The organism is Paenibacillus sp. FSL M7-1046 (assembly GCF_038007405.1).
Lineage (GTDB): Bacteria > Bacillota > Bacilli > Paenibacillales > Paenibacillaceae > Paenibacillus_AQ.
The window spans coordinates 5,446,220-5,472,687 of record NZ_JBBOXB010000001.1; the positions used below are offsets into that span (position 1 = coordinate 5,446,220).

At 49.2% G+C, this 26,468-nt stretch carries 23 protein-coding genes; 16 read left to right on the top strand and 7 right to left on the bottom strand.

Going from position 1 to position 26,468, the window contains the following annotated elements; translation table 11 throughout:
- The first annotated feature begins 185 nt into the window (after positions 1-185).
- From NYE29_RS24260 to pduL, 3 genes are all read left to right on the top strand, one after another.
- Positions 186-446: a stage V sporulation protein S gene (locus NYE29_RS24260; protein ID WP_019910496.1), complete on the top strand. Its 261-nt coding sequence runs from the start codon at positions 186-188 to the stop codon at positions 444-446.
- A 165-nt stretch (positions 447-611) separates the two neighbouring features.
- The gene (locus NYE29_RS24265; protein ID WP_340897834.1) at positions 612-1,589 is read left to right on the top strand and encodes a dipeptidase; all 978 of its coding nucleotides are present in this window, start codon (positions 612-614) and stop codon (positions 1,587-1,589) included.
- Between the two features lie 164 nt (positions 1,590-1,753).
- Complete coding sequence (gene pduL / locus NYE29_RS24270) at positions 1,754-2,326, top strand: phosphate propanoyltransferase (protein WP_076110060.1); 573 nt, start codon at positions 1,754-1,756, stop codon at positions 2,324-2,326.
- 159 nt (positions 2,327-2,485) lie between these two features.
- Here the strand turns inward: pduL and NYE29_RS24275 are convergent, their stop codons facing one another.
- Positions 2,486-2,650 carry a hypothetical protein gene (locus NYE29_RS24275; protein ID WP_179091715.1) on the bottom strand — a complete coding sequence of 55 codons (165 nt, stop codon included), beginning with the start codon at positions 2,648-2,650 and terminating at the stop codon, positions 2,486-2,488.
- A gap of 289 nt (positions 2,651-2,939) precedes the next feature.
- Here NYE29_RS24275 and NYE29_RS24280 point away from each other — a divergent pair, with 289 nt between their 5' ends.
- Both NYE29_RS24280 and NYE29_RS24285 read left to right on the top strand, forming a co-directional pair.
- A complete protein-coding gene (locus tag NYE29_RS24280; protein WP_076110059.1) occupies positions 2,940-4,517 on the top strand; it encodes a DEAD/DEAH box helicase in 1,578 nt (525 codons plus the stop codon).
- Positions 4,518-5,012: 495 nt separating this feature from the next.
- Positions 5,013-5,426 carry a VOC family protein gene (locus tag NYE29_RS24285; RefSeq protein WP_076110058.1) on the top strand — a complete coding sequence of 138 codons (414 nt, stop codon included), beginning with the start codon at positions 5,013-5,015 and terminating at the stop codon, positions 5,424-5,426.
- 111 nt (positions 5,427-5,537) lie between these two features.
- Here NYE29_RS24285 and dapA read toward each other — a convergent pair whose 3' ends face one another.
- Positions 5,538-6,413 carry a 4-hydroxy-tetrahydrodipicolinate synthase gene (gene dapA, locus NYE29_RS24290; protein ID WP_038593308.1) on the bottom strand — a complete coding sequence of 292 codons (876 nt, stop codon included), beginning with the start codon at positions 6,411-6,413 and terminating at the stop codon, positions 5,538-5,540.
- 119 nt (positions 6,414-6,532) lie between these two features.
- On the opposite strand from dapA, the gene NYE29_RS24295 reads away from it, so the two are divergent.
- The 3 genes from NYE29_RS24295 (at position 6,533) to NYE29_RS24305 (ending at position 10,408) form a co-directional block, all read left to right on the top strand.
- On the top strand, positions 6,533-7,429 hold the full coding sequence (locus NYE29_RS24295; RefSeq protein WP_076110056.1) for a LysR family transcriptional regulator: 897 nt from the start codon (positions 6,533-6,535) through the stop codon (positions 7,427-7,429).
- 176 nt (positions 7,430-7,605) lie between these two features.
- Positions 7,606-9,486 carry a molecular chaperone HtpG gene (gene htpG / locus NYE29_RS24300; RefSeq protein WP_340897836.1) on the top strand — a complete coding sequence of 627 codons (1,881 nt, stop codon included), beginning with the start codon at positions 7,606-7,608 and terminating at the stop codon, positions 9,484-9,486.
- A gap of 190 nt (positions 9,487-9,676) precedes the next feature.
- On the top strand, positions 9,677-10,408 hold the full coding sequence (locus NYE29_RS24305; protein ID WP_144024283.1) for an MOSC domain-containing protein: 732 nt from the start codon (positions 9,677-9,679) through the stop codon (positions 10,406-10,408).
- A 77-nt stretch (positions 10,409-10,485) separates the two neighbouring features.
- Here the strand turns inward: NYE29_RS24305 and NYE29_RS24310 are convergent, their stop codons facing one another.
- Complete coding sequence (locus NYE29_RS24310) at positions 10,486-11,355, bottom strand: LysR family transcriptional regulator (protein WP_076110054.1); 870 nt, start codon at positions 11,353-11,355, stop codon at positions 10,486-10,488.
- 151 nt (positions 11,356-11,506) lie between these two features.
- Here NYE29_RS24310 and NYE29_RS24315 point away from each other — a divergent pair, with 151 nt between their 5' ends.
- Together NYE29_RS24315 and NYE29_RS24320 are read left to right on the top strand one after the other, a co-directional pair.
- Positions 11,507-13,243: an ABC transporter ATP-binding protein gene (locus NYE29_RS24315; RefSeq protein ID WP_076110053.1), complete on the top strand. Its 1,737-nt coding sequence runs from the start codon at positions 11,507-11,509 to the stop codon at positions 13,241-13,243.
- Positions 13,240-14,979, top strand: a complete 1,740-nt coding sequence (locus NYE29_RS24320) for an ABC transporter ATP-binding protein (protein ID WP_076110052.1) — start codon at positions 13,240-13,242, stop codon at positions 14,977-14,979. Before NYE29_RS24315 ends, NYE29_RS24320 begins: the two co-directional genes overlap by 4 nt.
- Positions 14,980-15,182: 203 nt before the next feature.
- On the opposite strand, the gene NYE29_RS24325 is transcribed toward NYE29_RS24320, so the two are convergent.
- Positions 15,183-16,313, bottom strand: a complete 1,131-nt coding sequence (locus NYE29_RS24325) for a YARHG domain-containing protein (protein WP_340897838.1) — start codon at positions 16,311-16,313, stop codon at positions 15,183-15,185.
- Positions 16,314-16,457: 144 nt separating this feature from the next.
- Positions 16,458-17,348: a helix-turn-helix domain-containing protein gene (locus NYE29_RS24330; RefSeq protein WP_076110050.1), complete on the bottom strand. Its 891-nt coding sequence runs from the start codon at positions 17,346-17,348 to the stop codon at positions 16,458-16,460.
- Between the two features lie 189 nt (positions 17,349-17,537).
- Here NYE29_RS24330 and NYE29_RS24335 point away from each other — a divergent pair, with 189 nt between their 5' ends.
- On the top strand, positions 17,538-19,616 hold the full coding sequence (locus NYE29_RS24335) for a beta-galactosidase (protein ID WP_340899789.1): 2,079 nt from the start codon (positions 17,538-17,540) through the stop codon (positions 19,614-19,616).
- 141 nt (positions 19,617-19,757) lie between these two features.
- Here the strand turns inward: NYE29_RS24335 and NYE29_RS24340 are convergent, their stop codons facing one another.
- The gene (locus tag NYE29_RS24340) at positions 19,758-20,381 is read right to left on the bottom strand and encodes an NUDIX hydrolase (protein WP_076110049.1); all 624 of its coding nucleotides are present in this window, start codon (positions 20,379-20,381) and stop codon (positions 19,758-19,760) included.
- A gap of 155 nt (positions 20,382-20,536) precedes the next feature.
- Between NYE29_RS24340 and NYE29_RS24345 the strand changes: the two genes are divergently transcribed.
- From NYE29_RS24345 to NYE29_RS24365, 5 genes are all read left to right on the top strand, one after another.
- Positions 20,537-21,670 (top strand): stalk domain-containing protein, encoded by a 1,134-nt coding sequence (locus NYE29_RS24345; protein ID WP_340897839.1) that lies wholly within the window; start codon positions 20,537-20,539, stop codon positions 21,668-21,670.
- A gap of 84 nt (positions 21,671-21,754) precedes the next feature.
- A complete protein-coding gene (locus tag NYE29_RS24350; RefSeq protein WP_076110047.1) occupies positions 21,755-22,207 on the top strand; it encodes a hypothetical protein in 453 nt (150 codons plus the stop codon).
- Between the two features lie 155 nt (positions 22,208-22,362).
- Positions 22,363-23,037, top strand: coding sequence for a response regulator transcription factor (locus NYE29_RS24355; protein ID WP_038593282.1), 675 nt, complete (start codon positions 22,363-22,365; stop codon positions 23,035-23,037).
- Positions 23,034-24,401: a sensor histidine kinase gene (locus tag NYE29_RS24360; RefSeq protein ID WP_076110045.1), complete on the top strand. Its 1,368-nt coding sequence runs from the start codon at positions 23,034-23,036 to the stop codon at positions 24,399-24,401. Before NYE29_RS24355 ends, NYE29_RS24360 begins: the two co-directional genes overlap by 4 nt.
- 221 nt (positions 24,402-24,622) lie before the next feature.
- Complete coding sequence (locus NYE29_RS24365) at positions 24,623-25,549, top strand: phosphotransferase enzyme family protein (protein ID WP_076110044.1); 927 nt, start codon at positions 24,623-24,625, stop codon at positions 25,547-25,549.
- 122 nt (positions 25,550-25,671) lie between these two features.
- On the opposite strand, the gene kduD is transcribed toward NYE29_RS24365, so the two are convergent.
- On the bottom strand, positions 25,672-26,427 hold the full coding sequence (kduD, locus tag NYE29_RS24370; RefSeq protein WP_076110043.1) for a 2-dehydro-3-deoxy-D-gluconate 5-dehydrogenase KduD: 756 nt from the start codon (positions 26,425-26,427) through the stop codon (positions 25,672-25,674).
- Positions 26,428-26,468: the final 41 nt, after the last annotated feature.

Below are 26,468 nucleotides of genomic sequence, written 5' to 3' on the forward strand. Positions count from 1 at the left end.
ATTAGGCTTTTCGGGAATAATCGCTGGTTTTGGGTAAAGTGTGATATTTTTTATATCGAAAAAGAGTAACTTTTGTACCATTTTCTCCGGAGTAGTCCGCAAAAAGAAGGAATTATTTCTTCTCTCGCGAATAACATCTACAGTAGTGGAAGAACACCATCATTTTCCCAGGGGAGGTACTTACTATGGATGTATTAAAAGTATCAGCTAAATCCAATCCGAATTCCGTTGCCGGCGCACTAGCGGGTGTTCTTCGTGAACGTGGATCGGCCGAGCTACAAGCTATTGGAGCAGGAGCACTGAACCAAGCAGTCAAAGCAGTTGCCATCGCCCGGGGATTTGTCGCGCCAAGCGGTGTCGACTTGATCTGCATTCCAGCCTTTACTGACATAGTGATTGATGGAGAGGATCGGACGGCGATTAAACTCATTGTAGAGCCTAGATAATTAATGAATGTTAGAACTTACGGGATGAACCTGTTTACCTATGTAAACAGGTTTTTTGCTGTGCAGGTGAAGAGCGGGTCATCCTCTGCATAAACTATAAGCAGGAGCGCTGGATGCGATGTGGCGCGGAAACTGGATGACAAGTAAGAAAGTGAGGCCGATCTCATGGGAAGAGCGGAGCAACTACGGGTGGCGGATTTCCATTGTGATGTTCTGAGCAAACTGCAGGCTTCCCCCCATCTTAATTTCGACAAGGACAGCCGGCTTGATGTAACTGCAGAACGGCTTGCAGCGGGTGGCGTCGGCCTGCAAGTTTTTGCGATTTATCTGTCTACGGTTAGGGGAAGACCTAGTTTTGAAAGTGTGCTGGGACAAATTGAACTATTCCAGGGCAAAGTGCTAGGCTCAGGAGGCCTTCAGTGGCTGCGCTGGAAGGAGGAAGCAGTGGAACTGGTTAGAGTGCCCCCTAGATGGGGGCTGCTGTCTCTGGAAGGCGTAGACGGTCTGGAGGGGAATCTATTCTATGCTCAGTTGTGTTTCGATCTCGGGGTGCGCTTCCTTGGAGTCACCTGGAACTATGCGAACTGGGCTGCAGATGGTGTACTCGAACAGCGGAATGGAGGATTTACCGAAAAAGGCCGGGAGCTGATCGAGTGGTGTAACAGCAGCGGTATGCTGCTGGATGTGTCTCATTTGGCCCCAGCAGGCTTCTGGGAGTTGGCTGAGCGGAGCAAGCGTCCGTTTATTGCCTCCCACTCCAACGTCGCAGCTGTGTGCGGCCATCCGCGTAATCTGAGCGATGAACAGATCAAAGCGTTGATTGCCATGGACGGCCGGATGGGACTTACCTTTGTTCCTTGGTTTGTTAAAAATGGAGGCGACGCCAAAGCGGATGATCTTCTAAGGCATATCGATCATGTCTGCAGCCTGGGTGGCACAAGGCAGCTGATGTTTGGTTCCGATTTTGACGGGATTGATGCCTGGGTAGAGGGACTGGAGCATCCTGGAAAATACGCCGAGTTTGCTGAGATGCTGCTCCGCTTCTATCCGGAGGATCAAGTGAAGGGGTGGCTGTACGAAAATGCTTGGAGTTTTTTAAGCCTGCATTTGCCGCCAAAACTAAACGACCAAAAAATACCATAAAGTAACAGATCATGACAAAATCGTGACAATCCAGCTTCGAAATCTCAAAATGTCGAAAAAAGGACTCTCATTGTGCAGAGGGTCTTTTTATTTTTGGGTAATAAGAGGTATAATGTTCAGTGGCTTGTACAGATACTAGAGAAAATACAAGGAGTGACTTTACAATGAGCAAGACTGTACCCGTAGGTGTGTCGGCTAGACATATTCACCTTACGCAAGAGCATGTGGAAGCGTTGTTTGGCGCAGGTTATCAATTGACTGAGTTCAAACCACTCTCCCAACCCGGACAATTCGCAGCTAACGAGCAAGTAGCAGTAATCGGCACCAAAGGTAAATTCGACAAAGTAAGAATTCTAGGACCTGTCCGTCCGGCATCACAGCTGGAGATTTCCCGCACAGATTCTTTCAGCCTCGGCGTGAAAGCACCTGTTCGTGAATCCGGACATATCGAAGGCACACCGGGCATTACCCTTAAGGGACCAGCCGGTGAAGTAGAACTGGAGACTGGCGTAATTATTGCTGCACGTCACATTCACTTCCACACTTCTAAAGCAGAAGCTTGGGGCATCGCCGACAAGCAGCTTCTAAAAGTACGTCTGGGCGGCGAACGCGGCCTGGTACTGGAAAATGTTCTTGCCCGCGTATCGGACAATTTTGCGCTTGATATGCATATCGACACCGACGAAGCCAATGCTGCAGGTGCCAACAACGGCGACACAGCTGAAATTGTAGATTAGTATTTATTTATAAGCAGGTCAAGACGCGGAGGAGCGATCCTCCGCTTTTTTATGTTCTGTTATCTTATGCGTTTAGGATGATGCCTTGGAGTTGAGGTAGTGGGTAAATGAGATGAGAAAGTGGTTACTATGTTATAGCTACAGTGTTTACGATGGTTCCTACGGGCTGCGTTCTTCGAGCAAAGTCTGGCTGAGTTTGGCAGCGGCGCGGTTTTTGTACCACATATAGCTATAGTGCTTTTTGCAATAGCCCTTGGCATAATGTCTCGCTGAACAGTTGGGGAATGTGCATAATGATGGATTTGCTGTTCTTTTTTTACCCATGATTCAAAGCGCTCCTTTGCGTCATTTGTGATTTGCATGATTACTGTACACCAGCAATCTAAACCAAATCTGAACAACCCTGCTTTAGTAATGGAATAGGAGGCGTGAAAGGAATTGATGGTGGTTACACTAGGACTAACATAAAAATTTCTGCTGATGTTTTTCTTATTGTTCAATTTGTGTTATCATTATGTGTTATGACTTTGATGAGCGCTATGTGGAGACGCTGCAAACAAGGTACAGCAGTTACCTGATTGATAATATATGTATTTAAAATTAAGGAGACAACATGACTTTTAATGATTTGAATTTGATCCCAGCGATCCTCAAGGCGTTAAGCCAAGAAAATTATACATCACCCACCCCCATTCAGGAGGAGTCCATTCCCGCGGCTTTGGCCGGCAGAGACGTTCTAGGCTGTGCTCAGACCGGAACAGGCAAAACAGCCGCTTTTTCCTTGCCGATTATTCAGCTGCTAAGCCAGCAGCCTTCTGCAACCGGCGGCAGACGCCGGATTCGTTCGCTGATTCTCACACCGACTAGAGAGCTTGCACTGCAAATCTCGGAAAATATCCAGGCCTACAGCAAATTCACCAGTATCCGTTCAACAGCTATTGTTGGCGGTGTATCGCAAAAAGCTCAGGAGCGGGCATTAAGCCAGGGCGCGGATATCCTGATTGCCACGCCAGGGCGGCTCATCGACCTGATTACCCAGAAGCATGTTGATCTGCAGTATGTGCAGATTCTTGTACTGGATGAAGCGGACCGCATGCTGGACATGGGCTTCATTCATGATGTGAAGCGGATTATCGCCAAAATGCCAAGCAAAAAACAAACATTATTCTTCTCGGCTACGATGCCGACAGAAATTTCGAATTTGATCAAAACACTGCTGGTGAACCCGGTGAAAATCGAGATTACGCCAGTTTCCTCCACCGTGGACAGAATCGAGCAGTCGATCTATCTGCTGGAGAACGGCAACAAGCAGAATCAATTAAACCGTCTTCTTCAGGACAAATCGATTGTCTCGGCACTGGTCTTTACCCGCACCAAACGTGGTGCTGACCGGGTTACCCGTGATTTGACGCGGATTAATATTACTGCTCAAGCGATTCACGGCAACAAATCCCAAAATGACCGGCAAAATGCGCTGCGCAACTTCAAAAGCGGAGCTACCCGCGTGCTTGTTGCTACAGACATTGCCGCCCGGGGGATTGATATTGACGAACTGTCGCATGTCATCAACTTCAACCTGCCGAATATTCCGGAAACTTATGTCCACCGTATTGGCCGTACAGGCCGTGCCGGTATGAGCGGAATCGCCATTTCTCTCTGTGAGGCCGAAGAGATCCCGTACCTCAAGGATATTCAGAAGCTGATCGGCAAGACGATCCCTGAAGTTAAGGACCATGCGTATCCGATGTCTAAGAGCGCACAGGCTTTGCTGAATGAACGCCCGGCAAAAGCTCCGGCGAAGCCGGCAGCCAAGGCGAAGACCAATCCGGCGCGCAAGCCAAAGTCGGAATGGTTCACACAGGGCAACCGTGCGGGCAGCACTTCCGGCGGAAGTAAGAACAGCGGCCAGGGCAGCAGACCGAACGGGGAATCGGCTCATCAAGCAGGAGCGGGTGCAAGATCCGGGAGTGCTTCGGCCAGTGGAGCCGGTTCTAGCGGCAGAGCAAGCGGAGGAAACGGCAGCGGAACAAGTGCTAGCAGCCGCCCAGGCGGCTATAGCGGCAGACCTGGTGAACGGGCTGGTGCCGGACAGAACAGCAGACCTGCCGGCAGCCAAGGCGGCAGACCCGGTAACAACCACAGCAGCCGACCTGGCGGCAGACCTGCAGCCAAAGCGGGCAGATCGCAATAAACGGATGCTTATAGATTAGACTGCAGCCTTCCCTGAGCGGGAGGCTTTTTTTTGTGCGTTATGAGTTCTGCTTTCCGAAGCTGTAGGCTAAACTGGAGTAAAAGAGGTGAGCTATGTGATAGATGAATTTGTCTGGGGAATTTTCGTCGTTGATAATTATCAATTACTTCGAATGCCGATGAATAATAGCTTCGCATACTATCATAAAAAGAGTGGTAAATTTGTTGTTAAGCTTGCGAGTCTCGTCAGTTACACAAAAAAGCGGTAGTCTAGGGCTTTATTTCGCCATGACTTCCGCTTTTTTATTGGTATCGACGAGTAAAGGCAGCTTGCTAACCCGGTTCAGAAGCTTCACGAGACAGCAAATAAAGGTAAAACTATCCATCCTGAAGAATATGGATAGAGTATTAAAAATGGAAAAATAGCATTGATTGAAGATTATGGTTAAAGCATTATAAAACAGTTGCATATCTCAGAAGAGGTGGAATTGGGAGTATGAGATTGAAATTAGAAGGAATTACGGTTTTGGCGCATGATGTTCCTAGATTGACTAGCTTTTATCGTGATGTACTCGGATTTAAGACCGTTGTTGAAGAAAACCATTATGCTGAATTTGTGAATGGCGGCATTCGCCTTGCGATTTGTTTAACACCATTGATGGCGGATAACACAAACGGTCATTATTCCTTTATAGAAGAGCGTAAAGGGCAAGCCTTCGAGCTTAACTTCGAATGTGATTCACCGGAGGCTGTCCACACGATGTATGAGGAGCTTATTTCAAAAGGGGCTGCAGGGATCACTGCACCGAAGTCGATGTCTTGGGGGCATACCACGGGTTTCTTCGCAGATCCGGAAGGCAACATTCATTCTATTTTTGCGGTTAATCCGGTGGCAGCGGACATTCAATAATACCTAGACTACGCTGAAAATGGTAGACATAACAACAACCGCCTTGGACAGTCTGTGACTGCACCGTAGCGGTTGTTGTTATGCGTAAATATCCGGTTATGGATTCAGGTGTTATCCGGCCAGATAAGCCCCCAGTTCCTCACGCAGCTCAGAGCTGATCGAGGTCATCGGCAAGCGGAGCGTATCAGAGGAAATCTCTCCGTAGGCGCTAAGCAGCCATTTGATCGGAGCCGGATTGGACTCCTTGAAGAGCAGCTTCATCAGCGGCAGCAGCTGGTCGAACGCTGCTGTAGCTTCAGCGGTCTGCCCGGCTTTGAACTGCTCGTAGATACCGAGGAACTTCGCGGTATGCACGTTGGCCGAGGCCAGCATGCCCCCGGCGGCTCCGCAGCCCAGCATATGCAGGAACTGCAGGTCGTCGCCGCACAGCACCGGCTTCGATCCCAGCCGTGACAGCTCGGAGACTAGCAGCGGAGAGCCGGAGCAGTCTTTTAAACCTACTACGTTATTCATCTCAAGGATGGTGCGTGCGGTATCGACCGACATGCCGACTCCGGCGCGGCCCGGGATATCATAGGCGATGACCGGAATGCCCACTTCGGCGGCTTTGCGGAAATGCTCAATAATGCCTTGCTGGGAAGGGCGGCTGTAATAAGGGACGACCACGAGCACAGCATCAGCACCTGAATTGGCAGCCAGCTCAGTGCGGGCTATAGTGGAGGCCGTATCGTTAGTGCCTGTGCCGACCACCAGCGGGACCGGGCTCGATTTCAATAATTCCCGTGATGCATCCACGAGAGTCTGTAATTCCTGTATGTTGACTGTCGGCGATTCTCCAGTGGTTCCATTGACGACCAGACCATGAATATTGTTCTTGATGATGTTGTTCACATAACGCTGATATGATTCCAGATCAATCTCGCCAGCTGCATTGAACGGGGTTACCACGGGAACATAGATTCCATAAATCTGTTCTTCTGTTAACATGAATATCGTCCTCCAAAATGTTGAAATCCTTTTATCTTACTGTAGCATGGAATATTCCATCGGCGTTAGCTATAATAAATGATGTGGGTTATCAATAATATTGATGTTAGGGTGAGGTTATGGATTTAACATATATGCGGACCTTCCGCGAGGTCGCGAAACGGCAGAGCTTTACCCGCGCGGCTGAAGAACTGGGCTATGCGCAGTCCAGTGTGACGATGCAGATTCAGAAGATAGAGAAGGAATACGGGGTTCCACTGATAGAGCGGCATGGACGCGCGCTTCGTCTGACTCCACCTGGAGAAGAGCTGTTGAAGCTGTTCGTGGAGATTCTGGATTTGTATGACCGTTCTAAGGAGACGATCGCCCAGCAAATCGGCGGGACGCTGACGATCGGAACCATTGATTCCTTGGCTGCGTTTTATTTGCCGCCGTTCCTGCAGCAGCTGCGCACGACTTTTCCGGGACTGAACATTCATCTGCAGACCGAGCAGGAAGCCAATCTGGTGGCGAAGATCCGGGACGGTGAAGTGGACATCGGCTTGATGCTGGACCGGAATGCCACGGACTCCGTGCTTGAGCGGACGATCATCAGAGATGAACCGCTGGTGCTTGTTGCACCTGCCACCCATCCGCTGGCCCAACTTGCGGACGTGACACTGCAGGATCTGAACAATTGTGAGCTGATCGTTTCCGAGGAGAGCTGCATTTACCGCAGCCTGTTCGAGAATCTGCTGCGGGAGCATGGGATTGTTTTCCGCATCGGCTTTGAGCTGTCGAATCTGGAGGCGATCAAGCGTTGCGTGCGCAACGGGCTGGGCATTGCCTTGCTGCCAAGAATCGTCGCCGAGGAGGAGATCGAGCGGGGGAACCTGGCGGAGCTGTCTTTTGCCCATCCGGAAATTCATTTCGATCTGCAGCTGCTGCTGCATCCCAAGAAGTGGAAATCACTGCCGCTGCAATCGCTGATTCAGATGCTGCTGGCAGATGCTAAGTCGAAGACGGTGGCGCTGTGAAATGCGCGGAGGAACGACAGAAAAGTGACTTTTTAACAGGCTAGTATGCAGCAAGATATTGACATCAAAAACGAGAATATGGTATATAAAAGGAAGTGTTAGCACTCATTCGAGTGGAGTGCTAATTTCCAGAGAGTAAACAGAAGAGTTATTTTTGAAAGGAGATTATTTTATTCATGGCCAAAAAAGAGTTTAAAGCCGAATCGAAGAGACTACTAGAGATGATGATCAACTCCATTTATACACAGCGGGAAATTTTCCTGCGGGAGCTGATTTCCAACGCAAGCGATGCCATTGATAAAATCTATTACAAAGCGCTGGCAGACGATGCGCTGGTGTTCAATAAAGAGGATTATTTCATTAAAGTCACTGCCGACAAGGACAGCCGCACGTTGACCATCTCTGATACAGGGATCGGGATGACGCAGGAAGAACTGGAGAACAATCTGGGGATTATCGCGAACAGCGGCTCTTTTGCTTTCAAAAAGGACAATGAGTCGAAGGACGGCCACAATATTATCGGCCAGTTCGGTGTCGGGTTCTACTCTGCATTTATGGTGGCGGACGATGTTACTGTAATCAGCAAGGCGCTGGGCAGCGACCAGGGGTACAAATGGGAGTCCCAGGGCGCGGATGGATATACGATCGAACCGTTCGAGAAGGATGCTGTCGGCACCGAGATTATTTTGAAGATTAAAGAGAACAGTGAAGAAGACAACTACGATGAGTTCCTGGAAGATTACCGCCTGAAATCCATCATCAAGAAATATTCTGACTTTATCCGTTTCCCGATCAAGATGGATATTACCGGCAGTCAGCCTAAGGAAGGCAGCGAAGGCGAGTTCGAGGAAACCAAAGAAGAGCAGACTGTGAACAGCATGGTGCCGATCTGGCGCAAGAACAAAAACGAGCTGACCACAGAGGACTATGACAACTTCTATGCCGAAAAACGCTACGGCTTCGATAAACCGCTGAAGCATATCCATATCAGTGCAGATGGTGCTGTAGTCTATAATGCGATTCTGTTCATTCCGGAAAATACACCGTTTGATTATTACACCAAGGAGTATGAAAAAGGTCTTGAACTGTACTCCAACGGCGTGCTGATTATGAACAAATGCGGGGATCTGCTGCCGGATTACTTCAGCTTTGTCAAAGGGATGGTCGATTCCGAGGATCTGTCGCTTAATATCTCCAGAGAGCTGCTGCAGCATGACCGCCAGCTGACCCTGATTGCCAAGAACATCAAGAGCAAGATTAAGAGCCAGCTCCTGAGCCTGCTGAAGGATGAAAGAGAGAAATACGAGACATTCTACAAGTCTTTTGGCAGACAGCTTAAATTCGGAGTCTACAATGACTATGGCATGGAAAAAGAAACCCTCCAGGACCTGCTGATGTTCCACTCCTCCAAGGAGAAGAAGCTGGTTACGCTGGCTGAATACGTAGAAAGAATGCCGGAAGACCAGAAGTATATCTATTATGCTTCCGGGGAATCGGTTGAGCGGATCGAGAAGCTGCCGCAGACTGAAATGGTATTGGACAAGGGTTATGAAATGCTCTATTTCACCGATGATATCGATGAGTTCGCGATCAAGATGATCATGAACTATAAGGAAAAAGAATTCAAAAATGTATCCAGCGGTGATCTGGGGATTGAAGCAGATGCAGCTGACAAGCCTTCGGAAGAAGAGGAAAACGAGAACAAAGGGCTGTTCGACGCGATGCAGGGTATTCTGTCCGGCAAAGTGAAGGCAGTCAAAGCCTCCAAACGGCTGAAAAGTCATCCGGTCTGCCTGTCCACGGAAGGCGAGCTGACCATCGAGATGGAAAAAATCCTCAAAGCGATGCCGAACGGCCAAGAGGTACAGGCGGATAAGGTACTGGAAATCAATATTAACCACGACGTCTTCAAGTCCTTGAAGGCTGCTGCCGAAGGGGATCAGGAGAAGCTGGGCCTTTACACGAACCTGCTCTACAATCAGGCGCTGCTGATCGAGGGCTTGCAGGTTAATGATCCTGTACAGTTCACCAACGATATTTGCAAAATCATGGTATAGAATGGCGGCATTTGCCGAACTGGAGCATCACTGAAGGCTTCGCCCAACGGCTGCCCAGAGAGAGGATGTCTCATCGTAAAGATGAGGCTTCCTTTTTTTTGTTGAGGCTTGTATCAAGAGAGCTACAATTTAAGGAGAAATCGGGTACAATAAGCTTATGTAATTTCTAGGACAAATGGAGGTACAGACTTTGACATTGACTGTTGGTGTGATCCGTGAAATCAACCGGTATCCGGTCAAATCGTTCGCGGGAGAGCAGCTGGAGGCTTGCGACATTGAATCCTACGGCGTCGTAGGCGATCGGGTTTGCTCTTTTTATGATGAAAGGAAACAGGGCTGGAAGCGATTCGTTACGGCCCGCAATATACCGAATATGCTTACCTATCAGGCGCGTTACCGGGATGGGGAGGTCGCTGTCACTGCAGCGGACGGGCGGACCTTTCGCTGGGACGAGCAGCTGCTTGAGGAGATTCAAAGCCAGACAAAAATCCCGGTGAGCATGTCCAGCCTGAAGCAACCGCACCCGGAGAATCCGCATTTGCTGTCGGTGGATGAGGCCAGTATTCTGCTTGTTACCGATGGCAGTCTGAGAAAACTGGAGGCGCTCTGGGGACGCGAGGTCGATCAGCGCCGGTTCCGCGGGAATTTCGTGATAGCATTAAGCGATGAGTCGCTGTTTGAGGGAGACTGGACCGGGCGGAGGCTGCGGATTGGCGGGGTAGAGCTGCAGGTGAATGAGCTGTGCGAGCGATGCGTCATGACGACGATGGACCCGGATACTGCGGAGAAAGCCCCCTCGCTTCTGAAAATCGTCAACAAAGAGCTGGGGCTTCAATTCGGCGTGTATGCTTCCGTTATCCAAACCGGGCGCGTCTGCGTTGGAGATGAGGTTCATCTGGCAGATAGGCCGGCAAGCCAATAAGCTTAAGCGAAATGCCAGCGCTGTTCCGGGTAATGCCGGTACAGCGCTTTTTTCATTTTGTGTATCCATACCCATGCCTACTCCGCTCTGAAGCATTCAATGAACTTCTCGGCCAGCGACGACAAATATTTGTCCTTCATCCATACGGCAGCGACCCGGGTGCGGAGCGATTCACCACGGATTTCCTTATAACGCAGATTGTCGTTTCTCATGAGGCCGAAGGCTGATTTCGGAAGAATGCCGATGCCGAGACCGGCATTGGCCCAGAGCAGCGTGGTGCGGGCATCGTCGTTCATGCAGAACACATCCGGATTGAATCCGTGCTCCAGGCAGGTTTCACGGATCAGCTGCTCGAAGCGGCGGTAAATAATCAGCGGCCTGTCCTTGAGTTCCCCGATATCAATAGAGGACTCTCCGTCCGTCCAGTCATAATCAGGAGTCATCACGGCAATCATAGGTTCAGCCCCGGCATATACACATTCGAGACTTGTGCTGTTAAAGGGCGTGCGTACAATGCCGACCTCGATGATTCCTTTGCTGAGCAGATCAATCACCTTATAGGTGTTGCCTTCGTGAATTTCGAATTTGACGCCGGAATAGATTTTGTGAAAATCAAAGAGCCGATCCTGCAGCAGAGTTGCCGCAGAGGAGGAAACCGTGCCAATGGAGAGCGTTCCCCGCAGCCCGCTTGCAAAATCACTAATCTCACGTGTGGTGGCATCGGCCAGCTCCAGAATCTGCTGTGCCCGGCCCCGCAGAATTACTCCGGCATCGGTCAGCTGTATACTGCGCGGTCCGCGCTCCACTAACTTTACACCAAGCTCCTCCTCCAGCAGTTTCAGCTGCTGACTGAGCGGGGGCTGGGCCATTTGCAGCTTCCGTGCAGCGGAAGTAATCTGTCCTTCCTCGGCAATCGCCAAGAAGTATTTGAGCTGTCGGATATCCATTTGTAAAACCTCCGGATTTGGCATATGAATTAAGTATGGCATTGATACGAAACCAATATTATTAATATGTAAGCAGGTATGACATAATCATAACGGGTCTTAACGCTATTTCATAGTGATTACATACTACATAAGTTAGGTGAGGGTTACTGTGTTCAAAATTGCTGTTTTTCTTAAACCGTACAGAAAAGAAGTTATACTCGGGCCGATCTTTAAGCTGCTGGAGGCGATCCTGGAGCTGCTGCTGCCGACCATCGTTGCGCTGATCGTGAACAACGGAATCGGCGGGCAGGATAGTGCCTATGTGTACCGGATGGGCGGGCTTATGCTGCTGATGTCGCTCCTCGGTTTCGGCTGCTCGATGGTTTGCCAATATTATGCCGCCCGGGCATCACAGGGCTTTGGCACTTCGCTGCGCAACAAGATGTTCAAGCATATTTCTTCGTTGTCCTATGCCGAGCTGGATACCTTCGGTACACCGTCGCTAATCAACCGGATCACGAGTGATGTGAATCAGCTGCAGCTGGCAGTGGCCATGCTGATCCGTCTCGTAGTCCGTGCGCCGTTTATCTGCATCGGGGCCATTATTATGTCGATGGTTCTCGATTTCCGGCTGTCGCTGATTCTGCTCGCGGCGACACCTGTTTTTGGCGTCATCCTGTACTTTATCATTACCCGCAGCTCGCCGCTCTACCGCAAATATCAGCAGAAGCTGGATCATTTGGCGCTGGTGCTGAGCGAGAATCTATCCGGTATCCGCGTCATCCGCGCCTTTGCCGAAGCACGGCGGGAGAAGCAGCGCTTCAATGAAGCTTCGGATGATTTGACGGCAACGGCGATCCGGGTTGGACGCATCTCTGCCTGGCTTGGCCCGATGACTACTCTGGTGGTGAACGCAGCGATTATTGCCATTCTGTGGGCTGGCGGCATACACATTGATGCCGGCCGATTATCACAGGGTGAAATCATTGCGTTTATCAACTATGTAACCCAGATTCTGCTGGCGCTGATTGTTGTATCGAATCTGGTAATTCTCTTTACCAAGGCTGCGTCCTCTGCGAACCGTGTGAATGAAGTGCTGGCGGCTGAAACCTCAATCTCGGATGAAGGGAACGGCGCCCTGCCAGTGATGGAAGCGGCAGCTTCTGCTATTTCTTTCGAGCATGTCTCCTTCGGTTACAACAAGACTGGAGAGCTTGCACTGCAGGATATCTCAGTGGTGATCAACCGCGGAGAAACCGTGGGGCTTATCGGCAGCACCGGCTCCGGCAAGTCCACCTTCGTGAATCTCATTCCGCGTTTCTATGATGCGGTGGAGGGGGAAGTCAGAGTAGGCGGCGTCAACGTCAAAGAATACCGGCTGGATCAGCTGCGGAGCCTGATTGGCATTGTGCCGCAGAAGGCGCTCCTGTTCACCGGGACGATTGCCGATAACCTCCGCTGGGGCAAGCAGAATGCAACGAAGGAGGAACTGATGCAGGCGGCCGTTGTAGCCCAGGCCGATGAATTCATCCGCAAGCTGCCGGAAGGGCTGGATACACTGGTCGCGCGTGGAGGGTTGAACTTATCCGGCGGACAAAAGCAACGTCTTACCATTGCCCGCGCCGTCGTGGGTACCCCTCCGATCCTTATCCTTGATGATTCTTCCAGTGCGCTCGACTTTGCGACCGATGCGGCACTGCGCAGGGCACTGAAGGAGAGCAGCAGGGATATGACCGTGCTGCTGGTATCCCAGCGGGTCAGCACGGTGCGGCAGGCGGATCAGATTATCGTATTTGAAGAAGGACGGATTGTTGGGAAAGGCAGTCATCAGGAACTGCTGGAGAACTGCGGGGTTTATCAGGAAATCTGCCAGTCCCAGCTTTCCAGCGAGGAGGCGGGACAATGAAGGGCGACAATACCTGGAAGAGATTGTTTGGCTATACAAGTCATTTTAGAGGCATGACCATAACCGCGGTAATCTGCGCCATCATCAGCGTGATTGCCAGCCTGATCGGGCCGCTGCTGATCGGCCGGGCTGTCGATCATATGGTGGGTCCGGGAGATGTTGATTTCGCCGGAATCCTCCGGCTGCTGCTAATCTTGGCTGCGGTATATATTGTGGGCAGCTTTTTTGGCTGGCTGCTGACGTATTACACCAATCGGATAGCTTACAAGACGGTCTACGACATGCGCCGTGAGTTGTTTGACAAGCTGAATGTGCTGCCGCTGAAATTCCATGACAATCATCCGCAGGGCGACAGCATCAGCCGTTTTGTCAATGATATGGACGCCGTTTCGGACGGGCTGCTGCAGGGTTTCTCCACGCTGCTGACCGGTATTGTGACCATTGCCGGTGCGATCGGGCTGATGCTGTACATTAGTCCGGTGATGACGGTAGTCGTGCTGCTGTCGGCTCCGGCAACCTTTTTTGTCGCCCGGTTCATCACTACGCGTTCCCAGAAGCTGTTCCGTGAGCAGGCGAAGATTCTCGGCGGATTAAACGGATATGTGGAAGAAATTATCGGCGGACAAAAGGTGGTGCAGGCTTACCACTACGAGGACCGTTCATTCGCCCGTTTCTCGGAACGTAATAATGAGCTGTACCAGACAGGCGTCAAATCCCAGTTTTACGGTTCATTGGCTAATCCGACAACACGGCTGGTCAATAATATTACCTTCTCGGTCATTGCGATGATCGGCAGCGCGCTTGTAATTGGTGGGCATTTTTCGGTAGGGGATTTGTCCAGTTTCCTGATTTATTCGAACCTGTTCGCAAAGCCGTTTAATGAGATCACTGGTGTCATCACCCAGCTGCAGTCGGCGACGGCTTCGGCACAGCGGATCTTTGCCATTCTCGACCTCCCGGCGGAAACGCCGGATGCTGCAGGGGCACACGTCATGGGTACCAGTCATGGCACAATCACCTTTGATAAAGTAAGTTTTGCATATGATCCCGGGCGTCCGCTAATCAAGAATTTCAGCCTGGAAGTGAAGCCGGGTACCCGTGTAGCCATTGTAGGACAGACTGGGGCAGGGAAGACGACGCTGGTCAACCTGCTTATGCGTTTCTATGACGTAGACAGCGGGACAATCAAAATTGACGGAATAGACATTAATAAGATCACCAGGGACAGTCTGCGGCGGAATTTCGGAATGGTGCTGCAGGATACATGGCTGTTCGGAGGCTCCATCCGCGATAATATTGCTTATGGCAAACCGGAAGCGACGGAGGAAGAGGTGGTGGTAGCAGCCAAAGCAGCGAATGCGCACAGCTTCATCAAACGGTTGCCGGAAGGGTACGCTACGAAGATCAGCGGTTCTGGAGACAATCTGTCCCAGGGACAGAAGCAGCTGCTCACCATCGCCCGCGTTATGCTCGTGGATCCGCCGATGCTCATCTTGGACGAAGCAACCAGCAGCATTGATACATTGACGGAGATTCGGATTCAGAAGGCTTTTCTCGCCATGATCTCAGGGCGCACCAGCTTCGTTATTGCCCACCGGCTGTCCACGATCCGCGAGTCCGATCTCATTCTCTACATGAAGGACGGAGACATCGTCGAGAGCGGCACACATGAGGGACTCCTGGAAAGCGGAGGACACTATGCCCGGTTGTACAACAGCCAGTTTGCTACGGTATAGCGGGGCTGAAGGTGGTAGGGTATGGAGGACGCACGTCACGTTGGCAGACACCTTCACACTCTTTTATTGATCCTATTTATACAAACAGCGGCAGTTCATGGACGGTGAAGTAACGTCCTGGACTGCCGCTGTTTTATTGAGAGAAAGTTCCTTTGTTAGTTCAATTAGCTAAATACGGTAGGCTGCCCTTTAGTTGAGCTGCTTCAACCATATAATATCAGCCCCTCGAAATAATCAGTGAAATCATACTTATCCCCTGCCTGAAACCAACCAGTTAATCCTGTGGAGAGCTCAAACTTAATATAACCCCGGTTGTCTTCTCCTAAGAAACTCACCTGATCACCAGGGTTGATTTGCAGATATTCTTCATCTGAGTTTCTTAGTTTCTGCAACCTTAGTTCTTTTTTGGCGGTTAACACAGTAGGGGGAGACATAGGGTAAAAATCTTGTTCTTCCTCACGAAGTTGATGCTCTGCATCTAACCGGAATACGAGTTCACGATACCATGTCTGCAGTTCCTTCCCTTGATCAATTCCCTTAACAGTGCCATGCCCGTCAATCATAGAAGAATGTGCAGCGAAATCAGGAACGGTACCAACGGGACTGATTTTATGACCGTCATAGTAATAAAAATAAGTCTCTCTCCAAAAAGAATACTGACTGTCGAATTGAAAAGCAATTTCAAAGTAAGGATCATTAATATTAAGGTCTACAATATCAAAATAAGGATAAACATCTTCACCTTCAAATTGAAGAGATGTTCCATTTACTTTAAGCGTCCATGTTGTATCCCCTTCCGTTTTAGGGACATTTAGCTCAACATCATCACTAATTCCATCTCCATTAAGATCAATAACCATTTGTTGCTGTTTAAAGGTATTGGAGCCCTCATAATCTTTGACACGATAATCATCCGTATGTACTGGGATTAACTGATAGGCTGCGTACTTTGCACCATAGGTATGTAATAATTCGATATTTTTCTTTTCTATGTCAGTGAAAGCTTCCTTGTAATTTTGGTTCTTTTTGTACCATTTCTTTGAAGAAAAGTAGTCGGCCAAATCCTTGCGTTTGAATATATAACCATGCCGGGCATAAATCTCATTACGCGCCAGTTCCAAGATATGACCATCCATGTTACTAACGTTGTCAGCATTCAGCAATACCTTGTTACTGTCATTTATGATGTATTCCCTGACCGGATTTGCCGGGCTTACAGCCTTATTGCTATTTTCTTCCTTTGTAAATTTCGATTGTTCCTTAGTGGAACAGCTTGACAAGAGAATCAGGACTCCAAAAATGAGACCCATTCTTCTGAGATTGTGGTAAAACAAATTGCATCCCCCTTAGTTGACTTCTACATCCTAAAATTTGGATCTAGCAAATATACCATAAAAAGGGGGCAGCTCCAACGAGCTTTTTTATATTAGCTTACCTGTTATTTTAAAAATAGAGCCCAGTTCCTGAGGCAAAAGCACTTATTGCTTCTGCCGGTTCGCTGCTTGACTCTGGCTTCGCTGCAGTGACTCCCTCATTACACCCGGCGTGCAGCCGTAAGTCTTGCGGAATACCCGGATGAAATAGTTTGTTTCCATCCCAAGATTCAAAGCGATATCCTGCACAGGGATGCCGGGACTTTCAGTCATCAATTGAAGACCCCGCTCCAGCCTCAGGTTCTGGAGGTATTTATGCGGGGTTACGCCATACTCTTGCAAGAACAGTCGCTGGAAATGCTGCACGGAATAGCCGACAGCGGCAGCCAGATTAGCGACCAGCAACGGTTCGGTGAAATGCTCATTGATTAATCTCACCGCTTTTTGCAGTGCTTCGTTGCGGACATGCTCATTTTCCAGGCGGCTGGCTGTACCGGCAGAAGGCTCGCCCCGGCGCATCATAAGAATCAGCCGGTAGAGGCTGACGGACAGTTCCTGCGTGGCCTGTTCCTCCTGGCGGCTGGCATTCCCTCCATTTACGGTCTGCCAGATTCCGCCGATGGCTTCCCAGCATTCCTCGAAGCGCACAGGATGATAGGCGGAGGGCGGCAACAAGCCGAGGCTGTGAAGCATTGGCCCTGTCTGGCTGCCGTAAATGCCGGTAAAAGCTACATGCCATGGCTCATGAGACAGCGGGTAATATTCATGTCCGCGGTCAGGCGGGAAAACGAAAGCCATTCCGGGTGCCAGCACCGTTTCTGTTCCGTCCGTGAGATCGCGGAATATCCCGTTTCCGCTGCGGATCAGGAAGAGCTGATGGACAGGGAATCCAGACGGGCGGACATGATGGTACTGAATGTGTCTGCCGACAGAATAAGGGTACAGGGGAAAGTCCTCCAGGTTACGCGGCATTTCAACCAAAGAAAAAGGCAGCAAAACTGTTCACCTCCTATTCATTTTGTGCTATGTAATCGCGAGTATAATCCTACTGTGAATCTGCGGTTATCCTATATTATAAATAGTATAAATGTTTGTCCGTGAAAAAGACAGAGACACAGAACAACTTGAATCAGAGAAAAGTCTCATTCTGACACGGATCTAAAATGAGAGGATGAATGTACGATGATGAGCAAGAAACTCCCTGCGGTCAGCAGCAAGGCTCCCGTAATGTTGCATGGGGCCGACTATAATCCCGAGCAATGGCTGAGATATCCTGAAGTTCTCCGCGAGGACATCCGCCTAATGAAGCTGGCGGGCTGCAATGTGATGTCTGTCGGTATTTTTTCATGGGTGTCGCTGGAGCCTGAAGAGGGCGTATTTACATTCGATTGGCTGGATCATGTGCTGGACTCTTTTGCGGAGAACGGAATATATGCTTTCCTGGCTACTCCAAGCGGAGCACGGCCAGCCTGGATGTCCGAGAAGTACCCTGAGGTGCTGCGGGTGGAACGAAACCGTGTGCGCAATCTGCATGGATTCAGGCACAACCATTGCTACACCTCCCCGGTCTACCGGGACAAAACAGCAACGCTGAATGCCAAGCTGGCTGAACGGTATGCTCATCATCCGGCGGTCATCGGCTGGCATATTTCGAATGAGTTCGGCGGCGAGTGCCATTGCGATTTGTGCCAGAACGCCTTTCGGGAATGGCTGAAGGCCAAATATAAGGGCAGCCTCGACGAACTGAACCATGCCTGGTGGGCAGCTTTCTGGAGCCATACCTATACCTCGTGGGAGCAGATTGATTCACCAGCACCGCATGGGGAGACACAGGTCCATGGCCTGAACCTGGACTGGCGGCGGTTTGTCAGTGAGCGGACGATTGATTTCTGCCGGCATGAAATTGCAGCCGTACGGGATTTCAACCCGGATCTGCCCGTGACCACCAACATGCATATGATCGACGGTATTGATTACCGTGAGCTGGCCAAAATTCTGGATGTCGTCTCCTGGGATGCATACCCGGAATGGCATTACACCGAGGACGATGATGATGTCCGGCTGGCGGCCTGGACAGCTCTGAACCATGATATGTTCCGCAGCTTCAAGCATAAGCCGTTCCTGCTGATGGAGAGTACGCCTTCGCTCACGAACTGGCAGTCAGTCAGCAAGCTGAAACGGCCGGGCATGCATAAGCTGTCATCCCTTCAGGCGGTCGCTCATGGCTCTGATTCTGTGCAGTACTTCCAGTGGCGCAAGAGCCGCGGCTCCAGTGAGAAGTTCCACGGTGCTGTGCTCGATCACAGCGGCCATGCAGAAACCCGTGTGTTCAGGGATGTCGCCGAGGTTGGCAAAACACTTGCGGGATTAACCGAAGTAGTCGGCACCGTCACACCGGCAGAGACGGCGATCCTGTTCGATTGGGATAACCGCTGGGCAATCAAGGATGCCCAAGGGATCCGCAATTCCGGACTGAAATATGAAGAGACCGTGCTGCAGCATTACCGTGCCCTCTGGGAGCTTGGCATTCCAGTTGACGTGATTGGTTCAGGAGATGACCTCACACGCTACAAGCTGGTCATCGCTCCGATGCTGTACCTGATCAGTGAAGAAAATGGTCAAAGAATCGAGAAATATGTGGAGCAGGGGGGAACCTTCCTGGCAACCTACTGGTCTGGAGTGGTAGGCGAAACAGATTTGTGTCACCTCGGCGGGTTCCCGGGACCGCTGCGCAGAACGCTTGGCATTTGGGCTGAAGAAACGGAAGGCTTGCACAGCCGGGATGTGAACGGTCTTGTACTGAATGCAGGCAACGCCTTGAAGCTCTCGGGCGATTACGATGCGCATGAAATTGCCGAGCTGATCCATCTGGAGGGGGCGGAGGCGCTAGGCCATTACCGCAGCGATTTCTACGCCGGGCAGCCGGCATTGACACTCAACAAGCTCGGAGCAGGCAGAGCGTACCATTTGGCTACCCGCGTCAAAGACGCAGCGTTTTACGTAGAGCTGTATGCTGCAATTACCGCCAAGGCGGGAATTGGCCGCGTGCTGGAAAGTGAACTGCCAGCAGGTGTAACGGCGCAGCTTCGTGCAGACGGTGAACATGACTATATTTTCCTGCAGAACTTCAGCGGTACTGAAGCGTCAGTGACACTAGATGGTCTGGTTTATACAGACCTGGAATCAGGTGAGGCAGCCCCCGAAGTTGTTGCACTTCCTGTGAACGGGCTAGTAATGCTGAAACGGAAAGTAGCACAGAAATAAATAGAATTACAAGAGGCAGGACCCGGTCATCAGGGTCCTGCCTTTTCATTGTGGAAACGGAAGCAGCCTGCGGGTGCAGGGTAGAATCTTGCTATACGCATAAGGGAATGGTTAAAATAGGTAATGATTGAAGAATGCTAATCAGCCAAAGGCTGCCTCAATGCCCTCAATGATGCGCCGATAATAATTGATCTCATGCGGCACAAAGTGGCTCCTGTCCACAGTCTGGCTGATTGGAATTCGCGTACCGCTGCTTTCCACCCTAAATCCTTGAATTTGCAGTGTAGCGCTGTCTCCCAGCCACAAACTTCGAAAGCCGGCGAAATCGGCTGTTACAATTCCCGCAACCTCTTCCTGTTGCAGCTTAAAGTCGCTTAAAGGGGAGGCGTTCGCGTACAAAAAGACATGCGCCCGCTCTCTGTCGAGAAAGCCCTCATTGTCCATGCTGTAAGGGATGATCCCAAGGGGGATCAGCTGCTCAAAAGCAACGCAGATTCCAAGCTCCTCCTGCACCTCACGGACGCCATCCTCCGGAACCTCATCAGATAATAAATGCCCAGCGGCCGTGATATCCAGCAGACCGGCATAATCTTTCTTGTGTTCGCTGCGCAGCTGAAGATAAATATGGAGCATATCCTGTTCCTTGCTGACGAACCAGCAGTGGAAGGTTTCGTGCCAGAGTCCCAACCGGTGAACTTCATCACGGGGCGCGGTCCCGGTAATATTGCCATTGTCATCAAAAGTAGTCAGTAGTTCGTCATTCATGCGAAGGCTCCTTTATTAATGTTAACATCTGGTACTGCCGATCCTACTTCGTCGGCTAAATATATCATAGCATTTGCCGCACAGGCAACGGCTTGTCCACATAGAATACGATATGAACGAGTTAGAATATCCCATCATCCCAAGGAGGAATGTTTATGAATAGCCTGTTACATTCAAGGCTAGGCAAATTGTTTCTGGTAGCTTCAATAGTTTTTTTTGGTTATTTTTTTGGTAATAAGCAGGAGACCGTGCATGCAGACTCGCCCATAACCTCGACGGCTATTTATGAGGCTTATCTTGATGTAGATATGGTTACTGAGGCCTTGAAGAACGGATTAGGCGTGAAAGTTAACGATTTTTTATCATCGGCAACCACACCGCTGGATCAAAAAGCGGCAGTAATAAATGCGCTGTATTCAGTTCAAGGATGGGAGGATAGAGATCTGACAGAGGAGTATTCACAATCTGTTTATGGAAAGAAATCAGATTCGCTGGATAAAGCGAAGTTGACACCGCAGGAGATTTTTGTCCTTGGCTATATGAAGGTGCTCGATCATTATTTTGATCCTGATTTGTATTGGATCACTGAAGCCCAGAAGGCGTCACCGGACAGTATGACGGTAGCCCTGATCCATGCGCTTGCCGTGTCCCAAGAGAACTTAATGTGCAGCTGGAAGAATACGGAGGCGGTCCTTGCCGATAAAAGTCTGAAACAGGACATTCGACCAGAAGCCATCGACATTATTATTGAGTATATGGAGCTGTACAAGGATGACCTTTGTCAAGGCGGTGGCCAGCAGCAGGCAGCAATCAATTCCTTGGTAGATGATATTAAGAGAGACGCCATCGTTCTGTCTATCGGCCAGAGCAACGTGCTTGCCAAAGGAAAGCAGACAATGATAGATGAAACGAATTCAAAGATCACCCCATATCTGCGCAAAGAGACAACAATGGTTCCACTGCGTTTTATATCAGATCAGTTCGGTGCCGCAGTACATTTTGATTCCAAGAAGCATGAGGTCACGATTCAATACAGAAATCAGAAGATCTTAATCAATGAAGCGGATTCCACTATTTCAGTCAATGGCCGTTCCTCAGCAAAAGACACAACGATCGTGACAAAAAACGGACGGACGTTTGTCCCCCTGAGAGTGATAATGGATGTATTTAGCAAGAAAACGTATTATCATCGGGGATTGATAATAATCTCGGATAAGCTTGTGCTTAATCCGTTTAATGCACAGGATAATCAAGCGGCAGAGAAAATCAAAGTTGAATTTGTTAAATGAGAAAAGGGGAATGTAATGAGTTTAGTGACGATGAAGCGGGAATCCTTTTATAGCTTAGGTGATGAAAAACTTGGGAGCGCGTGTATGGAGCCGACTTTTATGCAGATACGCGGTAAATCGCCGGCGGTTAAGGCGGAGGTGATCTCGCAGCTGACACGGGGACAACAGGCACTCTGCATGTTCCGGGTTATGTATGGTCACAGTTATAAATCGGCGGCTGAGTATTATGCCTGGATCTCCTACATGCTGAGTATACCGGGGTATTGGGACCGGATGATGGAGGGGGTGCGGTTTTTTGACGAGTCGGGAATGGTAGCTTTGCTGGAGGAAACCAGGGGGCAGCTTGAAGCGAGAAACAGCAGGTTAAAGGTCAACTGGGGAGATGCAACGCTTATGGATCTGGAGCGGGATGACGAACTGATGCAAATGATAAAATCCCTGTTTGACCGATTTGAGCAGATGGCCCCGATGACCCACTCCATTATTGCGAAATATATTCGTTCCCATCCCGAGGAGTTTGTGTTATTGGCGGATTAATCCGCTCAGCTAGGATGCTGTCCAGTCACCCGATTATGCTTAGTAGGAACTGACGACACAAGATGCATTTAACAGACGGTTCCTTTAGTTGAACGTTTATTATGGGTTGATTTATAGTATAATGCTAGGATCTACAACAGGAAAAGAGGGAACGAATGCCTACTATACTGGTTGCTGACGACGATGCGAACATTCGCGAACTTGTTTGCTTGTTTCTGCGCAACGACGGATTTGAGACAGTTGAAGCCGTGGACGGCAAAGAAGCACTGAACGTCTACGCCTCAACGCATGTTGATCTTGTCGTGCTCGATATAATGATGCCAATTATGGATGGATGGACGTTATGCAAGGAGCTCAGAAGAGCCAATCCTGATCTTCCATTACTTATGTTGACTGCGAGAGGTGAAACCTGGGAGAAAGTGAAAGGGTTCGAACTTGGGACGGACGATTATTTGACGAAACCATTCGATCCGTTAGAGTTGACAGCTCGTGTCAGGGCATTGCTGAAACGATACCGGATTGGCTCTACGCAACCGATCCAGTTCGGCAACGTCATCCTTGACCGGCAAACCTATAAGGTGATGAGAGGGACGGAGTCGCTCACGTTGCCGCTCAAGGAATTCGAGCTGTTGTATAAGCTTGCTGGAACACCGGGGCAAGTGTATACGCGTGAGCAGCTGATTGATCAAATTTGGGGGATCGATTACGCTGGAGATGACCGAACGGTCGACGTACATATTAAACGGCTGCGCGAACGGTTCGCGACTACACCACATTTTCGTATCGAGACGGTGCGCGGACTTGGCTACCGGCTTGAGGTTAACGAATGATCAGATCCTTATATACACGTATCGTCCTGACATTTCTAGTCTCCGTCATCGGGGGCACGGTCCTTGCCCTGTATGTGGCTGTTTGGGTATATAAAGATAAATTGAACGAAAACATGCTAATGCCTTTACTTCACTTTGGCCAGGATGTCACCCGGCTTTACGAAACCCTTCCATTGACTGAAGCGGACGAGTTCGTAAGTGGAATGTATCAGCTCAAATCTTTTTATATTCGAATTTACGAAGAAACGGGTAAGTTCAAGTCTTATGGATCGCTTAACGGAGACAAACCTGTCACTGTAAGTATGGAACAACTGAAAAAAGTAATAGATGGAGAGATTGTTCAAGTAAATCCCAGTGGTTATGCTACTGTTCTCTTAGGGCTGCCTTTGACAACTGAAACGGGTACGAAAGCGATGTTTTTAGAATCAATCGGCCCCCCTTCTGCCGCTTTCAACCGAAAGTGGATTTTGACTTTTATAACTTATTCGTTGATCGCAGGAAGCCTATTGATTCTGGTTGCTGCCAGGTTCCTAGTCAGTCCGATCAAAAAGCTGACCATAGCGACTAAGCGTATCGCAGATGGAGATTTCAGTGTGAAGCTGAATATTAAGCAAAAGGATGAGCTAGGTACTCTGGCTCGCAGCTTTGAAGAAATGACGCATGACCTGCAGCAGCTGGAGCAGCTGCGCAGGGAATTCGTATCAAACGTGTCACACGAAATCCAGTCACCGCTCACCTCGATATCCGGTTATGCTATGGCGCTCAAACAAGAAAACATCGAGGTTCATAATCGGATACGTTATCTCGACATTATCATCAATGAAGCGAATCGGATGTCCAAGATGAGCGCTAGCCTGCTAAAGCTGAGTTTGCTTGAATCGCAGTCACAGCAATTGACTCTGTCAACGCTCAGTCTGGATGAACAGATTAGGCGGGTCATTGTCGCGATTCAGCCGCAATGGTCGGCTCGCAACATCACTTTCGAGCTCGAACTGAAGGCAATTATGCTAACGGGAGATCATGACCAGCTAAATCAGGTATGGACCAACATTCTCGGCAATAGCATTAAATTTTCCAAGGATGGCGGCGTTATTACCGTCAGCATTACACAGGATAACAAAAACGTGACAGTCACAATATCCGACACTGGCATTGGTATTTCCCCCGAGGACCAGAAGCGTATATTTGAGCGATTTTTTAAGGCTGATCGTTCCCACAGCCGTAAGTATGAGGGCAGCGGTATGGGGCTTGCCATCGTTAAACAGATCGTATCGCTTCATCAAGGTGACATCCGGTTGGAAAGCGAACCTGGCAGGGGAACAACATTCATTGTCACCTTGCCAATCGTAACGCCGGCAGTGTAATAAGATTCATACTGTATCAATTCCAATGCTCCGGTAATCTGTGCAAGCTCACTTGCCTGTGATGCCGGGGTGTTTTTTCGTACGTGCTTAGATTGACGATTCAGCTTGAAATTAACGCACAATTATTTATAAAGAAACTTTACCTGCCATAGAGGGAGTCTGCTTGTTATAATCTTGTTGAATGATGAAGCAGTATTTAGAAAGTTGAGGTAAACAACGCTATGGAAGAAAGAATATTGCAATTTCTAAATAATACATATCCTATTAATTTTTATGATGTTAAAGCCGTAACAAATGAAATGTACCGTTGCCAATCTCAAAAAGGTGTTTTTTTTGTTCGAATAACGAATTATAAGTCCTATCAAGAACAATTAGATGAAGTGAATTGGACGAATTATCTTTTTAACCAAGGTATAGGGGTTTCCCAGGTTATAGCCACTATTAATAATTCATTCATTGGGAAAATAATGTTAGAGGAAGAGAAGCGGGTCGTTGTATTTCAGGCTGCATCCGGAATTCATCTGCCACGTTCAAAATGGAACAAAACGGTATTTAGAGATCTTGGACAGCAAATAGGCAGAATGCATCGAGTCAGTAAAGGATATATGAATTCTGAGACTACTGCACATATCAATCATTGGCATGAGTCTAAAGAATACGATTTTCTTAAATACATTCCTACAGAAGAGAAGACGATACGGGAAATTGCACACGATGTAGTAAATGAAATTAAGGAACTACCGCAGGAGTCTTCAAATTATGGCTTAATACATGGAGACCTGTGGCTGGAAAACATCCTTGTAGACAGTGACTCCAAGCTAACGATGATTGATTTTCAAGATTGTGAAAAACATTATTATGTATACGATTTAGCCGTTCCTATCTATTCTGCACTAGAGTTCTCCTTCTCAGGAGGAGAGAACCTCAGAGATTATGAAAGATCCATTACCAGGGCATTAGTAGATGGATATAAAGAGGAGAATGAGCTCTCTTCTGAGATGCTTACGAAACTACCGCTGTTCATGAAATTAAAAGAATTGTTTGAATATAATTTAATGCATATGTATTGGAATGCTAAAGAGCTAAGCGAGGAGCAGGTCCGAATCTTGAACTTATATAGAAGTCGGATGGAGTACAGCCATTCTTGAACTAACAGTGAATAGAGCGGAATGAAGTTATCAGATAACGATTGTTAAAAAAAACAGCAGGCTGGGACTTTACTTTCTCGTCCCTGACTGCTGCTGTTTCTATTATTGGGTTAGTAAAATACTTATCTGGCCAGCCATCCGCCGTCTACATTCAGGATATGACCGTTCAGGTAGTCGGAAGCAGCGGAAGCCAGGAATACGGCAGGTCCCTTAACATCTTCTGCAGTTCCCCAGCGTCCGGCAGGAATGCGGTCCAGAATCGAGTCGGAACGGCTTTGATCCGCGCGGATTGGAGCTGTGTTTTCTGTAGCCATGTAGCCTGGTGCGATCGCGTTGATGTTCAGACCGGAACCGGCCCATTCGTTGGCGAAGGCTTTGGTCAGACCGGCAACCGCATGTTTGCTTGCAGTATAGCCCGGAACATTGATCCCGCCCTGGTAGGAAAGCATGGAGCAGATGTTGATAATTTTACCGGATCCTCTTTCCAGGAAGTGGCGGCCGGCAATTTGCGACAGCAGGAATACAGTATTCTGGTTCAGGTTGATAACATCGAACCAGTCTTTTTCGCTATGGTCTTTGGCCGGAGTACGGCGGATCATGCCTGCACAGTTGACCAGAATGTCAACGTGACCGGTCAATTCTAGCGCTTTGTCGAACATGCCCTGCAGGGTAGTGTGGTCACTCAGGTCAGCTTCGATGCCGAGAGCTTTCACACCGAAAGCTTGGGCGGCTTCAACGGTTTCCGCACTTGTGTTCAGGGAGGCAGAAACAACGTCAGCGCCAGCTTCCGCAAAAGCAAGGGCAATACCTTGTCCAAGACCTTGGGCAGCGCCCGTTACGATGGCTGTTTTACCAGCCAGACTGAATAATGATGACATATTAATATTCTCTCCTTTGAGTGGGGATTGTGGAATTTGTA